General features: G+C 57.5%; 11 protein-coding genes and 4 tRNA genes. 13 read left to right on the forward strand and 2 right to left on the reverse strand.

Features of this window, described 5'->3' with window-relative positions:
* The first annotated feature begins 8 nt into the window (after positions 1 to 8).
* The 13 genes from wecB (at position 9) to C3406_RS23870 (ending at position 10,845) form a co-directional block, all read left to right on the forward strand.
* Positions 9 to 1,139: a non-hydrolyzing UDP-N-acetylglucosamine 2-epimerase gene (wecB, locus tag C3406_RS23810; protein WP_103825317.1), complete on the forward strand. Its 1,131-nt coding sequence runs from the start codon at positions 9 to 11 to the stop codon at positions 1,137 to 1,139.
* Positions 1,136 to 2,398 (forward strand): UDP-N-acetyl-D-mannosamine dehydrogenase, encoded by a 1,263-nt coding sequence (wecC, locus tag C3406_RS23815; RefSeq protein WP_103825318.1) that lies wholly within the window; start codon positions 1,136 to 1,138, stop codon positions 2,396 to 2,398. The genes wecB and wecC overlap by 4 nt, the downstream gene beginning before the upstream one ends.
* Positions 2,395 to 3,072, forward strand: coding sequence for a dTDP-4-amino-4,6-dideoxy-D-galactose acyltransferase (gene rffC / locus C3406_RS23820; RefSeq protein WP_103825319.1), 678 nt, complete (start codon positions 2,395 to 2,397; stop codon positions 3,070 to 3,072). Before wecC ends, rffC begins: the two co-directional genes overlap by 4 nt.
* 4 nt (positions 3,073 to 3,076) lie before the next feature.
* Complete coding sequence (gene rffA, locus C3406_RS23825) at positions 3,077 to 4,207, forward strand: dTDP-4-amino-4,6-dideoxygalactose transaminase (protein WP_103825320.1); 1,131 nt, start codon at positions 3,077 to 3,079, stop codon at positions 4,205 to 4,207.
* A gap of 1 nt (position 4,208) precedes the next feature.
* A complete protein-coding gene (wzxE, locus tag C3406_RS23830; protein WP_103825321.1) occupies positions 4,209 to 5,459 on the forward strand; it encodes a lipid III flippase WzxE in 1,251 nt (416 codons plus the stop codon).
* Positions 5,456 to 6,535: a TDP-N-acetylfucosamine:lipid II N-acetylfucosaminyltransferase gene (locus C3406_RS23835; protein WP_103825322.1), complete on the forward strand. Its 1,080-nt coding sequence runs from the start codon at positions 5,456 to 5,458 to the stop codon at positions 6,533 to 6,535. The genes wzxE and C3406_RS23835 overlap by 4 nt, the downstream gene beginning before the upstream one ends.
* Positions 6,532 to 7,884: an ECA oligosaccharide polymerase gene (gene wzyE / locus C3406_RS23840; protein WP_103825323.1), complete on the forward strand. Its 1,353-nt coding sequence runs from the start codon at positions 6,532 to 6,534 to the stop codon at positions 7,882 to 7,884. Before C3406_RS23835 ends, wzyE begins: the two co-directional genes overlap by 4 nt.
* A gap of 12 nt (positions 7,885 to 7,896) precedes the next feature.
* Positions 7,897 to 8,637, forward strand: coding sequence for a lipopolysaccharide N-acetylmannosaminouronosyltransferase (gene wecG, locus C3406_RS23845; RefSeq protein ID WP_103825324.1), 741 nt, complete (start codon positions 7,897 to 7,899; stop codon positions 8,635 to 8,637).
* A 266-nt stretch (positions 8,638 to 8,903) separates the two neighbouring features.
* Positions 8,904 to 10,286, forward strand: coding sequence for a bifunctional threonine/serine APC transporter ThrP (gene thrP / locus C3406_RS23850; RefSeq protein ID WP_103825325.1), 1,383 nt, complete (start codon positions 8,904 to 8,906; stop codon positions 10,284 to 10,286).
* A gap of 105 nt (positions 10,287 to 10,391) precedes the next feature.
* Positions 10,392 to 10,468, forward strand: a tRNA-Arg gene (locus C3406_RS23855).
* Positions 10,469 to 10,542: 74 nt separating this feature from the next.
* A tRNA-His gene (locus tag C3406_RS23860) sits at positions 10,543 to 10,618 on the forward strand.
* A gap of 21 nt (positions 10,619 to 10,639) precedes the next feature.
* Positions 10,640 to 10,725 (forward strand) — tRNA-Leu (locus C3406_RS23865).
* 43 nt (positions 10,726 to 10,768) lie between these two features.
* Positions 10,769 to 10,845, forward strand: a tRNA-Pro gene (locus tag C3406_RS23870).
* A gap of 501 nt (positions 10,846 to 11,346) precedes the next feature.
* Here C3406_RS23870 and C3406_RS23875 read toward each other — a convergent pair.
* Positions 11,347 to 12,552: an MFS transporter gene (locus C3406_RS23875; RefSeq protein WP_103825326.1), complete on the reverse strand. Its 1,206-nt coding sequence runs from the start codon at positions 12,550 to 12,552 to the stop codon at positions 11,347 to 11,349.
* A gap of 160 nt (positions 12,553 to 12,712) precedes the next feature.
* Entirely contained in the window at positions 12,713 to 13,912 is a 1,200-nt protein-coding gene (gene hemY, locus C3406_RS23880; RefSeq protein WP_103825327.1) for a protoheme IX biogenesis protein HemY, read from the reverse strand.

The raw sequence follows: 13,912 nt of genomic DNA on the forward strand, positions 1-13,912 counted from the left end.
GAATCGATGTGAAAGTACTCACTGTCTTTGGTACAAGGCCGGAAGCCATCAAGATGGCGCCTCTGGTCCATGCGCTGGCAAGTGACCCTCATTTTGAGGCGAAAGTTTGCGTTACCGCGCAGCATCGGGAGATGCTGGATCAGGTCCTTAAACTCTTTTCCATTGTTCCCGACTACGACCTCAATATTATGAAGCCGGGACAAGGGCTAACCGAAATTACCTGCCGTATTCTGGAAGGGTTAAAACCTATTCTGGAGTCGTTCAGGCCGGATGTCGTGCTGGTGCACGGCGATACCACCACCACCATTGCCACCAGTCTGGCTGCTTTCTATCAACGTATTCCGGTTGGGCATGTTGAAGCGGGCTTACGTACGGGCGATCTCTCCTCCCCGTGGCCGGAAGAGGCGAACCGGACCCTGACCGGGCATCTGGCGATGTATCACTTTGCGCCAACCGAGAACTCCCGCCAAAACCTGCTGCGCGAGAACGTTAACGACCAGCACATCTTTGTCACCGGCAATACGGTGATCGACGCGCTGATCTGGGTGCGCGACCGGGTGCTGGCGAACGACAGCCTGCGTGGGCAACTGGCTGAACAGTATCCGTTCCTCGCCAACGGTAAAAAGATGATTCTGGTTACCGGACACCGACGGGAAAGTTTTGGCCAGGGCTTCGAGCAAATCTGCCATGCGCTGGCTGAAATCGCCGCGCGTAATGAAGATGTTCAGATCGTTTATCCGGTGCATCTGAACCCTAACGTCAGCGAGCCGGTCAACCGCATCCTGGGGCATGTCAAAAACGTCATACTTATTGAGCCGCAGGACTATCTGCCATTCGTCTGGCTGATGAACCATGCCTGGCTGATCCTGACGGATTCAGGCGGTATTCAAGAAGAAGCGCCTTCACTGGGGAAACCGGTGCTGGTGATGCGTGAAACCACTGAACGTCCTGAAGCGGTTAAAGCGGGAACGGTGCGGCTGGTGGGGACCGATTCACGAACCATCGTGGAAGAGGTGACGCGCCTGCTGCATAACAATGAAGAGTATCAGGCCATGAGCCGGGCCCATAACCCGTATGGTGACGGCCAGGCCTGTGACCGCATTTTGTACGCACTTAAACACAATCGGGTATCGCTATGAGTTTTACTACCATTTCTGTCATTGGTCTTGGCTATATTGGGCTGCCCACGGCGGCGGCATTTGCCTCCCGTCAAAAACAGGTAGTGGGTGTTGATATCAACCAGCATGCGGTTGAGACGATCAACAAGGGTGAAATTCATATCGTTGAGCCAGATCTCGACAAGGTGGTAAAAACCGCCGTTGAAGGGGGATACCTCAGGGCCAGTACCACACCAGTGGTTGCCGATGCCTACCTGATTGCTGTGCCGACGCCGTTCAAAGGCGAGCATGAGCCGGATATGGCCTATGTCGAAGCGGCAGCGAAATCCATCGCCCCGGTACTGAAAAAAGGGGCGCTGGTGATCCTCGAATCCACCTCACCGGTGGGTGCCACCGAGCAAATGGCCCAGTGGCTGGCTGAGGCGCGCCCGGATCTCACTTTCCCGCAGCAGGCGGGCGAGCAGGCCGATATCAACGTCGCCTACTGCCCGGAGCGCGTGTTGCCGGGGCAGGTGATGGTCGAACTGATTAAAAACGATCGGGTTATTGGCGGCATGACCCCGGTCTGTTCCGCCCGCGCCAGCGAGCTGTATAACATCTTCCTCGAAGGCGAATGCGTGGTGACCAACTCCCGTACCGCTGAGATGTGTAAACTCACCGAAAACAGCTTCCGCGATGTGAATATTGCGTTTGCCAATGAACTGTCGCTGATTTGCGCCGATCAGGGGATTAACGTCTGGGAACTGATTCGTCTGGCGAACCGCCACCCGCGCGTCAATATTCTGCAACCGGGTCCGGGGGTAGGCGGTCACTGCATCGCGGTCGACCCGTGGTTTATCGTGGCGCAGAACCCGCAGCAGGCACGGCTTATCCGTATCGCCCGCGAAGTCAACGACAGCAAGCCGCACTGGGTACTGAACCAGGTGAAGGCCACCGTGGCAGATTACCTGACCCAAAGCGGCAAGCGCGCGAACGATGTGACCATCGCCTGTTTTGGTCTCGCCTTTAAGCCGAACATCGACGATCTGCGTGAAAGCCCGGCGATGGAAATTGCCGAGATGATCGCCCAATGGCACAGCGGTGAAACGCAGGTTGTTGAACCGAATATTCATGAACTGCCGAAAAAACTGACCGGTCACTGCACCCTGACAAGCCTTGAAGAGGCGCTGGCAACCGCTGATGTGCTAGTGCTGCTGGTGGACCATAACGCGTTCAAAGCGATCCCGGGCGAGGCCGTCCGTCAGGAATTTATCGTCGATACCAAAGGGGTCTGGCGTTGAGTCAGCTCCACGGTGCGTTACAGCCGCTGGAGTGGGAAAGCGAGTTTTTTGCCCTTCCCACGGCGCTTGTGCGCCTCTCTGATGATGCTCCGCTGCTGGCGGCACCTGAGCTGGACGCCTGGCAGCGGCTGCAGGCCAAAATTCCGGCCACCCGCGCCGACTGGCTGGACGCGTTGCAGGCGCAGGGCTTCAGGCTGGTGGAAGGCGAAGTCGATCTCGCCATTACCGTGACGCAACACGCTTGCCCTGGCGCGGAATCTGCGACGGAGCAGGATATCCCGGCGCTGCGCCAGCTGGCCGCTCAGGCCTTTGCGCAGAGCCGCTTTCGCGCCCCCTGGTACGCGCCTGACGACAGCGGTCGCTTCTATGCCCGGTGGATCGAAAATGCGGTCAAAGGCACCTTCGACCATCTCTGCCTTGTGTTCCGTGCGCCGGATGGCGCCATCCAGGGCTTTGTCTCCCTGCGTAAGCTCAGCGACAACGAGGCGCGTATCGGTCTGCTGGCCGGGCGCGGCATGGGCGAGAAGTTAATGCAGGCGGCGCTGCACTGGGCGCAGCAACAGCAGATTTCTACTTTGCGGGTGGCGACCCAGATGGGCAACACCGCCGCGCTTAAACGTTATATTGCAAGCGGCGGCAACATCGAAACGACCGCTTACTGGCTATACAGGTGACAAGATGATCCCATTTAATGCGCCTCCCGTGGTGGGCACCGAACTCGATTACATGCAGTCTGCAATGGGCAGCGGCAAACTTTGCGGCGATGGCGGCTATACGCGCCGTTGCCAGCAGTGGATGGAGCAGCGCTTTCAGAGTGCGAAGGTCCTGCTGACTCCCTCCTGCACCGCCTCGCTGGAGATGGCCGCCCTGTTGCTGGATATTGGTCCTGGCGATGAAGTGATCATGCCGAGCTACACCTTTGTCTCCACCGCCAACGCTTTCGTGCTGCGCGGGGCGAAAATCGTCTTTGTCGATATCCGCCCGGATACCATGAACATTGACGAGACGCTGATTGAAGCGGCGATCACCGACAAGACCCGCGCCATCGTGCCGGTACACTATGCCGGGGTGGCGTGCGAGATGGACACCATCATGGCGATTGCCAAAAAGCATAACCTGTACGTGGTGGAAGATGCCGCACAGGGAGTAATGTCCACCTACAAGGGCCGTGCTTTGGGCACCATCGGGCACATCGGCTGCTTTAGCTTCCACGAAACCAAAAACTACACTGCTGGCGGTGAAGGCGGCGCGACGTTAATTAACGATCGCGCCCTGGTGGAACGCGCGGAGATCATCCGCGAGAAAGGGACTAACCGCAGCCAGTTCTTCCGCGGGCAGGTGGATAAGTACACCTGGCGCGATATCGGCTCCAGCTATCTGATGGCGGATCTGCAGGCTGCGTACCTGTGGGCCCAGCTGGAAGCGGCAGACCGGATCAACCAGCAGCGTCTGGCGCTGTGGCAGACCTATCACGATGCGCTGGCCCCGCTTGCGCGTAAAGGCCGTATCGAGCTGCCGACCATTCCGGCAGATTGCGTCCATAATGCCCATATGTTCTACATCAAGCTGCGGGATAACGACGATCGCAGCGCGCTTATCGCGTATCTGAAAGAGGCCGAAATCCTGGCGGTGTTCCACTATATTCCGCTGCACTCCAGCCCGGCGGGAGAAGCCTTTGGTCAGTTCGCGGGTGAAGATCGCTTTACCACCAAAGAAAGTGAGCGGTTACTCCGCTTACCGCTGTTCTACAACCTCGCTGCGGTCAACCAGCGCACGGTGATTAATACCCTTCTGAGTTATTTCGGCTGATATGTCTCTGGCGAAAGCATCGGTGTGGACCGCCGCGTCCACACTCGTCAAGATCGGCGCGGGATTGCTGGTCGTCAAACTGCTGGCCGTCTCCTTTGGCCCGGCGGGTGTCGGGCAGGCGGGGAACTTCCGCCAGCTGGTCACCGTCCTCGGTGTACTGGCCGGAGCGGGGATCTTCAACGGCGTGACCAAGTACGTGGCGCAGTATCATGATGATGCGGCGCAGCTGCGCACGGTTGTCGGAACCTCATCGGCGATGGTGCTGGGCTTTTCCACCCTGCTGGCGGTCATCTTTTTACTGGCGGCCGCGCCCATCAGCCAGGGGCTGTTCGGTCACACGGGCTATCAGGGTCTGGTGCGGCTGGTGGCGCTGGTGCAGATGGGCATCGCCTGGGCGAACCTGCTGCTGGCACTGATGAAAGGCTTTCGCGATGCCGCCGGTAATGCGCTAGCGCTGATCGTCGGTAGCGTCATAGGGGTAATTGCTTACTACTTCTGTTACCGGCTGGGCGGCTATGAAGGCGCACTGCTGGGGCTGGCGCTGGTGCCCGCGCTGGTGGTCGTTCCGGCGGCGTTTATGCTGATGCGCAGGGGCACCATCCCGCTGCACTATCTGAAGCCCAAATGGGATCGGCTTCTGGCGGGACAGCTGGGAAAGTTTACCCTGATGGCGCTGATTACTTCCGTCACCCTGCCGGTGGCCTATGTGATGATGCGAAACCTGCTGGCGGCGCATTACAGCTGGGATGAGGTGGGGATCTGGCAGGGGGTCAGCAGTATCTCGGATGCCTACCTGCAGTTTATTACCGCCTCCTTTAGCGTCTACCTGTTGCCTACGCTCTCACGGCTCACCGCCCGGCAGGAGATCACCCGCGAAATCCTCCGTTCGCTGCGCTTCGTCTTACCGGCGGTGGCTGTTGCCAGCTTTACCGTCTGGTTGCTGCGCGATGTCGCCATCTGGCTGCTGTTTTCCGCCAAGTTTACCGCGATGCGCGACCTGTTCGCCTGGCAACTGGTGGGGGACGTACTGAAAGTAGGCGCTTACGTCTTTGGCTATCTGGTGATTGCTAAAGCGTCGCTGCGGCTCTACATTCTGGCGGAAATCAGCCAGTTTGCGTTGCTGACGGCATTCTCTCACTGGCTGATCCCCGCGCACGGCGCGCTGGGTGCGGCTCAGGCCTATATGGCCACCTATATAGTCTATTTTGCTGCCTGTTGCGGCGTCTTTTTACTTTGGCATAAACGCGCATGACTGCACTGATTCACGTCCTGGGATCGGATATCCCACACCATAACCAGACCGTACTGCGGTTCTTTAACGATGAACTGGCTCCCGGCAGCGAGCTGGCGCGGGAATTTATGGTGGTGGGTAAGGACACCGACCTTAGCGCCGCCTTTCCGGCACTGCAGCTGACCTTCTGGCCGGACAAAGCTACGCTTGCGAAAGCGGTGATCGTTAAAGCCAAGGCCAACCGCCAGCAGCGTTTCTTTTTTCACGGGCAGTTCAATACCGGCCTGTGGCTGGCCTTGTTGAGTGGTGGGATCAGGCCCGCGCAGTTTAACTGGCATATCTGGGGCGCCGACCTGTATGAAGTCTCCCGGGGCTGGAAGTTCCGTCTCTTCTACCCGCTGCGGCGCATGGCGCAGGGGCGGGTGGGCTGCATCTTTGCCACCCGCGGCGATCTGAATTATTTCGCAAAACAGCATCCAAACGTGCGCGGCGAGCTGCTCTATTTCCCGACCCGCATGGACCCGTCGCTGAACGGGTTAGCCCAAGAGGTGAAACGCGAGGGTAAACTGACGATTCTGGTGGGTAACTCCGGGGATCGCAGTAACGAACATATTGCGGCATTAAAGGCGGTGCATCAGCAGTTTGGCGATACGGTCAACGTGATCGTGCCGATGGGCTATCCTGCTAATAACGCGGCATACATCGATGAAGTCCGTCAGAGCGGACAGGCATTATTCAGCCCGGACAATTTGCAGATCCTCAGCGATAAGCTGGCCTTTGATGACTACCTGGCATTGCTGCGTAAGTGCGATCTGGGCTATTTCATCTTTGCGCGCCAGCAGGGGATCGGCACGCTCTGTCTGTTGATTCAGGCGGGCATTCCCTGCGTGCTTAATCGCGAAAACCCGTTCTGGCAGGACATGGCGGAGCAGCACATTCCGGTGCTGTTTACCACCGATGACCTGAACGAAGAGGTGGTGCGTGAAGCCCAGCGACAGCTTGCGCAGGTGGATAAAAACGCCATCGACTTCTTCAGCCCGAACTACCTTACGCCGTGGCATCAGGCGCTGCGGATCGCCTCAGGAGAGAATACATGAGCCAGTTGCAATTTAGCGGCCTGCTGGTGATCTGGCTTCTGAGCGCCTTGTTTATCGCCACGCTGACGTGGTTTGAATTCCGCCGGGTGCGCTTTAACTTCAACGTCTTCTTCTCGCTGCTGTTTCTGCTCACCTTTTACTTCGGCTTTCCGCTGACCAGCGTGCTGGTGTTCCGCTTCGATGTGGCCGTCGTACCGCCGGAGATACTCATGCAGGCGCTGCTGTCGGCGACCTGCTTCTATGGGGTCTATTACGTCGCCTATAAGACGCGGCTAAAACCGGCCAGCAGTGATGCATCGCGACGGCCTTTGTTCACCATGAACCGGGTTGAGACGCATCTGACCTGGATACTGCTGATGGGCATTGCGCTTGTCACTGTCGGTATCTTCTTCATGCACAATGGCTTTTTGCTCTTTAAGCTGCATTCCTACAGCCAGATCTTCTCCAGCGAAGTCTCCGGGGTAGCGCTCAAGCGCTTCTTCTATTTCTTCATTCCGGCGATGCTGGTGATCTATTTCCTGCATCAGAGTGCCCGGGCGTGGCTCTTTTTCCTGGTCAGTACCGTGGCGTTTGGCCTGCTGACCTACATGATTGTCGGCGGCACGCGCGCAAACATCATTATCGCCTTCGCGATCTTCCTGTTTATCGGCATTATTCGCGGCTGGATCTCGCTGTGGATGCTGGCTGCGGCAGGCGTGCTGGGAATTGTGGGGATGTTCTGGCTGGCGCTGAAGCGCTACGGTATGGATGTCAGCGGCGACGAAGCGTTTTACACCTTCCTGTACCTTACCCGCGACACCTTCTCGCCGTGGGAAAACTTAGCCCTGCTGCTGCAAAACTACGACAAAATCGATTTTCAGGGGCTGGCGCCCATTGTTCGCGATTTTTATGTCTTTATCCCCACCTGGCTGTGGCCGGACAGACCGGGCGTGGTGCTGAATACGGCAAACTACTTTACCTGGGAAGTGCTGAACAACCACTCCGGGCTGGCCATCTCACCGACGCTGATCGGTTCCCTGGTGGTAATGGGCGGAGGCTGGTTTATCCTGCCGGGGGCGATTGCCGTCGGGCTGATTATCAAATGGTTCGACTGGCTCTATACGCTGGGCAATCAGGAGACCAACCGCTATAAGGCAGCGATTTTGCATAGTTTCTGTTTCGGTGCCATTTTCAATATGATCGTGCTGGCGCGAGAAGGGCTGGATTCGTTCGTCTCCCGTGTGGTCTTTTTCATGGTGGTTTTTGGCGCCTGTCTGCTGATGGCGAAGCTGCTGTACTGGCTGTTCGACAGCGCCGGGTTAGTGCATAAGCGCGAACCGGCAAACGGCAGGGCGCTTTCGCGAGTCTGAGTAAGGATAATAATGACTGATAATACCTCAGCACCGCAGTATGACCTGCGGGGCCTGAAGCTGATCGGCTGGCGTGATATGCAGCATGCGCTGGACTATCTCTGTGCCGGGGACGGGATCAAAACCGGCACGCTGGTGGCCATCAATGCAGAAAAAATGCTTACCCTTGAGGATAACGCCCAGGTGCGCGAACTCATCGAGGCGGCCGAGTTTAAATATGCGGACGGGATAAGCGTGGTGCGCTCCGTGCGTAAGAAGTACCCGGGGGCGAACATCTCTCGCGTCGCGGGGGCCGATCTCTGGGAAGCGCTGATGGCGCGGGCGGGGGCAGACGGTACGCCGGTCTTCCTCGTCGGCGGCAAACCTGGGGTGCTGGCGCAAACCGAGCAGAAATTGCGTGACCAGTGGCAGGTGAATATCGTCGGCAGCCAGGATGGCTATTTCAGCCCTGACGATCAGCAGGCGCTGTTCGCCCGCATTCGTGACAGCGGGGCGAAGATCATCACCGTCGCGATGGGTTCACCGCGGCAGGAGATCCTGATGCGCGACTGCCGTCAGGTCTATCCGGATGCGCTCTATATGGGCGTGGGCGGCACTTACGATGTCTTTACCGGCCACGTAAAGCGCGCGCCCAAAGTGTGGCAGAACCTGGGGCTGGAGTGGCTGTATCGCCTGTTATCCCAGCCGAGCCGGATCACCCGCCAGCTCCGTCTGCTGCGTTATCTCGGCTGGCACTACTCCGGTCGCCTGTAATATCTGAAACGCAGCGCGATATACTGCTCGCGCTGCGATCCTCCCGTAAATCTGCTGCTTTTCTCAACAATACATTCATTTATTTAACGCATCGTTTGCCATTTTACAAAATTTAAGAAACCATTCCCTCGTCACTACCGTACCAGGCTGTTTTAGCATCAACCGTAAACATAAACGGCACATTACGCACAGCCTGTGATAGCGCATCTGTACCTATAACAATAACCGGCGCAGGCCGGGAGAGTCGCAAGCACAACCGAGGATTTATGTCAGAGAAAAAACCGGAGCTTCAGCGTGGGCTGGAAGCTCGTCATATCGAACTTATCGCCCTTGGCGGGACGATTGGCGTGGGCCTGTTTATGGGCTCCGCCAGCACCCTGAAATGGGCCGGGCCGTCGGTCCTGCTGGCGTATATCATCGCCGGGCTGTTCGTCTTCTTTATCATGCGCTCCATGGGGGAGATGCTGTTCCTCGAGCCGGTCGCCGGTTCGTTCGCCGTTTATGCGCATCGCTACATGAGCCCGTTTTTTGGCTATCTCACGGCGTGGTCGTACTGGTTTATGTGGATGGCGGTGGGCATATCGGAGATCACCGCCATTGGGGTTTATGTGCAGTTCTGGTTCCCGGAAATGGCGCAGTGGATACCTGCGCTTATTGCCGTGGGGCTGGTGGCGCTGGCGAACCTCGCCGCCGTGCGTCTGTACGGTGAGATCGAATTCTGGTTTGCGATGATTAAAGTAACCACCATTATCGTGATGATTGTCATCGGCGTGGGGGTGATCTTCTTTGGCTTCGGTAACGGGGGTCAGGCGATTGGCTTTGGCAACCTGACCGAGCACGGCGGCTTCTTTGCTGGCGGCTGGAAGGGCTTCCTGACCGCGCTCTGCATTGTGGTGGCGTCCTATCAGGGGGTTGAGCTTATCGGGATCACCGCCGGCGAAGCGAAAAACCCGCAGGTGACCCTGCGCAGCGCGGTGGGCAAGGTGCTGTGGCGTATCCTCATCTTCTATGTCGGCGCGATTTTTGTCATCGTCACTATCTTCCCGTGGAATGAGATTGGCAGTAACGGCAGCCCATTCGTGCTCACCTTTGCCAAAATCGGCATTACCGCAGCAGCGGCGATTATCAACTTTGTGGTGCTGACGGCGGCACTCTCCGGCTGTAATAGCGGCATGTACAGCTGCGGACGTATGCTCTACGCGCTGGCGAACAACCACCAGCTGCCAGCGGCGGTGGGGAAAGTCTCCCGCGCCGGAGTGCCGGTGGTGGGCGTTGCCATCTCGATTATTATTCTGCTGGTGGGGTCATGCCTGAACTACATCATCCCGAACCCACAGCGTGTCTTCGTTTATGTCTACAGCGCCAGCGTTCTGCCAGGTATGGTGCCGTGGTTTGTGATCCTGATTAGCCAGCTGCGTTTTCGTCAGGCGCATAAAAACGCGATCGCCAGCCATCCGTTCCGCTCCATTCTCTTCCCGTGGGCTAACTATTTAACGATGGCGTTCCTGATCTGTGTGCTGATCGGCATGTACTTCAACGAAGACACCCGCATGTCGCTGTATGTCGGGGCGATATTCCTGGCGGCCGTTAGCGCGGGATACAAGATTTTTGGCCTAGGGCGACACGTGGAAAGGGCCAAAACGCAGTAATATGCGGCAAAGTGCGCAAAGTCTAATCAAACGCGCATTTATTTTAAAAAAGCACTAGACAGCAGACCGAGACCTCCGTAATATCCAGCCCCGCAACGGCGCTAAGCGCCCGTAGCTCAGCTGGATAGAGCGCTGCCCTCCGGAGGCAGAGGTCTCAGGTTCGAATCCTGTCGGGCGCACCATTCACTCGGTGCTGGAGCTGCGGTGGTCTGTTAAGTAGGCAGAACCGCGTGAAAGAGTAAAGAATCAAGTAGTGGTGGCTATAGCTCAGTTGGTAGAGCCCTGGATTGTGATTCCAGTTGTCGTGGGTTCGAATCCCATTAGCCACCCCATTATTTAAAGAGTTGTGAAATGCGAAGGTGGCGGAATTGGTAGACGCGCTAGCTTCAGGTGTTAGTGTCCTTAGGATGTGGGGGTTCGAGTCCCCCCCCTCGCACCACGACTTTTAATGAATTGAACTAAAAATTCAAAAAGCAGTACAACGGCGAGTAGCGCAGCTTGGTAGCGCAACTGGTTTGGGACCAGTGGGTCGGAGGTTCGAATCCTCTCTCGCCGACCAATTTTGAACCCCGCTTCGGCGGGGTTTTTTGTTTTCTGCTTTTCCTGTCCCTGTTGTTTATTGCCGACAGCGATATCCTGGTCTGTCGTGAATAAGTGACATATAACCTATTGAAATGAATCAATATATTGCTTTACCCGTCAGCCTGTCTCTTCCTGGAGACACTTTGACCTGGTTATCGGCCCAATCTGCTGCCCGTTTCCTGGCTGAAAGGGATAATTTCCTTTTATCTTAAAAAGTTGAGATCCATATAACTTCGTGATGCAACATTGGCACATTGCATGCAATAATATACGTGTAGATGCTCATTCCACCTCTTATGTTCGCCTTAGTGCCTCATAAACTCCGGAATGACGCAGAGCCATTTACGGTGCTTATCGTCTACTGACAGATGTCGCTTCGGCCTCATCAAACACCATGGACACAACGTTGAGTGAAGCACCACAAGTTGTCAAACAGACCTGTTTAACGCCTGCTTTTTAGCAGGCGTTTTTTTATGTCTTATCTGCAGTAGCGCGTCAGGATCCCCACCACCATCAGCAGGGCACAGCCCGAAACGCCATACAGCGCCTGTAGCGGCCCCAGCACGTCAGCAACCAGTGCCGTGAGGCCGGTAAAGAGCGATGCGCTGGCGGTTTGCCATCGCCAGGCCCTGCCGCTGGCCGAGGAGATCAGGTCAGCCTGAAAGCTGCTCAGCAGGCTAAAAGTGCCCACCGCAAAAACGACGTTCGAAGCGAGATGGGCGACAAAAACGACCCCCAGCGCTTGCATCCCCGATAGCAGCGGGATCGTCCCGTAGGCGAGTAAAAAGAGGCCGAGGCAGGTCAGCAGGAGGCGATTTTGCCCGGCGTAGCGGGGCAGGCTCTCTCTTTTCAACAGCAGCGGGCCGCACAGCTGTCCCATGCTGCGGGCAAAAAGCAGAGGCAGGGCCAGCCCGGCAGCATCATTCGGCTCAATCTGCTGCGCCAGTGCAGGCAGCAGCGCCATAGCAGGTGAACCCACGGCGGCGAGGGCAGGAAGCAGCAACAGGCTGCGTTTTTGCTGCGCCCCCAGTGCCTGCCAGCGCATCGCCACCGGTCTTTCGGTTTCTGCTGCCTGCTCAGGCGCCAGAGAAGGTAACGCGCTGCTGGTGAGGCGCAGCATCAGCAAGGAGCCCGCAAAGGTGAGCGCGTCGATCCCCAGCAGTGCCAGCGCGGGCAGATGATGAAACAGCACCATACCCAGCCCGGTGCCCAGTAGCACCTGCGAAGCAAAAATCATCGTCTCCAGGCAGGTCGCTGCAGGTAGCTCGGCTTCGGACAATCCCCGCCGGAACAGCAGGGCCAGCGCGGGCCAGCTCATGCCCGTCAGAAAGGCCTCGGTGGACTGCACCGCCAGCAGCGCCATCATGCTGTGAAACTGAATGCCCAGCAGGGGAAACAGCAAGGCGAGCAGACCCAGCCACTCGGTCAGGAGCAGCAGGCCGATGGGTGAAAAACGCATACAGAGCTTCTCCCCGGCGAGGCTGCCCAGAAATCCCGGTAGGAGGGCAAACAGATATGCCAGGGTCAGTAAAGAGGCGGGAGCCTGCCACTCCAGCAGCAGACCAAAGACCATCACCTGGGTTAAGCCATTTCCCACAGAGGTAAACAGAAAAGCGCAGGCCAGCAGGCGCAGCCAACGGTGGCTGCGCAGCGCGCAAAAAAGCGCATACAAAAGCGTGTTCATGAAACGATCCTTTCAAAAACGATTTAATCCACGCCGTAAAAGGCGTGTACAGAAAAAATGTTCAATGAAAGGCGTTCGTTACATTGGCGGAGGTGGGTCTCTGAAGAAGATGCTAAGAATGTAGCAAATAAAAAAGGAGGCCGTCAGGCCTCCTGTGCAATTATTGCTGCGGGGGGTTGTTTTGCAACGTCAGCAGCAGGCCATCGCGACGCATTTCCGCAGCCTCTTCCGGCAGATGCAGTTTATCCAGCGTATCCGCCAGCCAGGCATAATCGAACGCATCCGGGCGCTGTTTTAACGCGGCGCGGAAGGCGAGGCTGGCCTCTTTCCATTCACCATGTCTGGCCAGCGACTGTCCCAGAGTGCTCCACAGCAGAGGGCGGTCGCCCACGGTTTTGATCTGCTGGCGGAGCATTTTCTCGATCTGCTCCGGATTATTGGTTTTCAGGCGCGGGATCACCATCACCAGACGATCGTCGTACTGGCGTTTCAGGCCATCAAGGATGATGCTCTGGGCGGTATCGTGATCGTCACATTCAATCAGGTGTTCCGCCATCGCCACCTGCAGGGGCACCTGCTGGCGCGTTTTGCGGCTCTGATTTTTCCACCAGGCTTTCAGGCCATCGCTGCCCTGATCGGCACGCGCCTGGTCCATCAGCCCGATCCAGGCCTGACGTTGCAGGCTGTCGCGCTGCTCTTCGTCACCGACGTCGGCTTTCGCCATCGACGGGATGATGTCCAGCAGCGAGCCCCATGCGCCGGTGCGGATATAGGCCTGCTCAGCCAGACGCAGCACCTCCGGATGACGCGGCGCGATCTCCAGCAGACGATCGACGCCGTGGCGGGCGGCATGGTTTTCGTTGCGCGCCAGTTGCAGACGTACCCGGGTGATCTCCACCGGGATCGGGTCGTTTTCAGCCAGCTCGGCGGCACGCTCCAGATGCTGATTGGCGCGTGCTTCGTCGCCGCGCTGCTGTGCGGCTTCCGCCGCCAGCAGATAGTTGACCACCGGCTGTTCAGCATGATCGGCATTCTTCGACATCAGCTTCTCAACCTGCTGATAGTCGCCTTCGGCCAGCTTCAGCAGGGCCTGTTCGGTCTGCTTGCGGGCACGGCGGCGCTTGCGGCCGACAAACCAGCTGCGGGTATGGGCCCCGGTACGGAAGATGCGGCGCAGGATCCACTCGATCGCCAGAAATGCCACCATCACCAGGATCAAAATGATCACCAGCCCGGTGACGCTGGTTTCGATATTGTAGTTATCGGTCTGGATCAGCACGTAGCCCTGATGACCCGCCAGCATAGGACCCAGCACGATCCCGGCGAGCAGCAGTGCGAAGAGTAATAAAACTTTTAACAT

The organism is Leclercia sp. LSNIH8, assembly GCF_002920195.1.
GTDB lineage: Bacteria > Pseudomonadota > Gammaproteobacteria > Enterobacterales > Enterobacteriaceae > Enterobacter.

Coding starts and splice junctions, on each gene's coding strand:
- wecC (WP_103825318.1), top strand. CDS start 1,136: ATGAGTTTTACTACCATTTCTGTCATTGGTCTTGGCTATATTGGGCTG.
- rffA (WP_103825320.1), top strand. CDS start 3,077: ATGATCCCATTTAATGCGCCTCCCGTGGTGGGCACCGAACTCGATTAC.
- wzxE (WP_103825321.1), top strand. CDS start 4,209: ATGTCTCTGGCGAAAGCATCGGTGTGGACCGCCGCGTCCACACTCGTC.
- C3406_RS23835 (WP_103825322.1), top strand. CDS start 5,456: ATGACTGCACTGATTCACGTCCTGGGATCGGATATCCCACACCATAAC.
- wzyE (WP_103825323.1), top strand. CDS start 6,532: ATGAGCCAGTTGCAATTTAGCGGCCTGCTGGTGATCTGGCTTCTGAGC.
- wecG (WP_103825324.1), top strand. CDS start 7,897: ATGACTGATAATACCTCAGCACCGCAGTATGACCTGCGGGGCCTGAAG.
- thrP (WP_103825325.1), top strand. CDS start 8,904: ATGTCAGAGAAAAAACCGGAGCTTCAGCGTGGGCTGGAAGCTCGTCAT.
- C3406_RS23875 (WP_103825326.1), bottom strand. CDS start 12,552: ATGAACACGCTTTTGTATGCGCTTTTTTGCGCGCTGCGCAGCCACCGT.
- hemY (WP_103825327.1), bottom strand. CDS start 13,912: ATGTTAAAAGTTTTATTACTCTTCGCACTGCTGCTCGCCGGGATCGTG.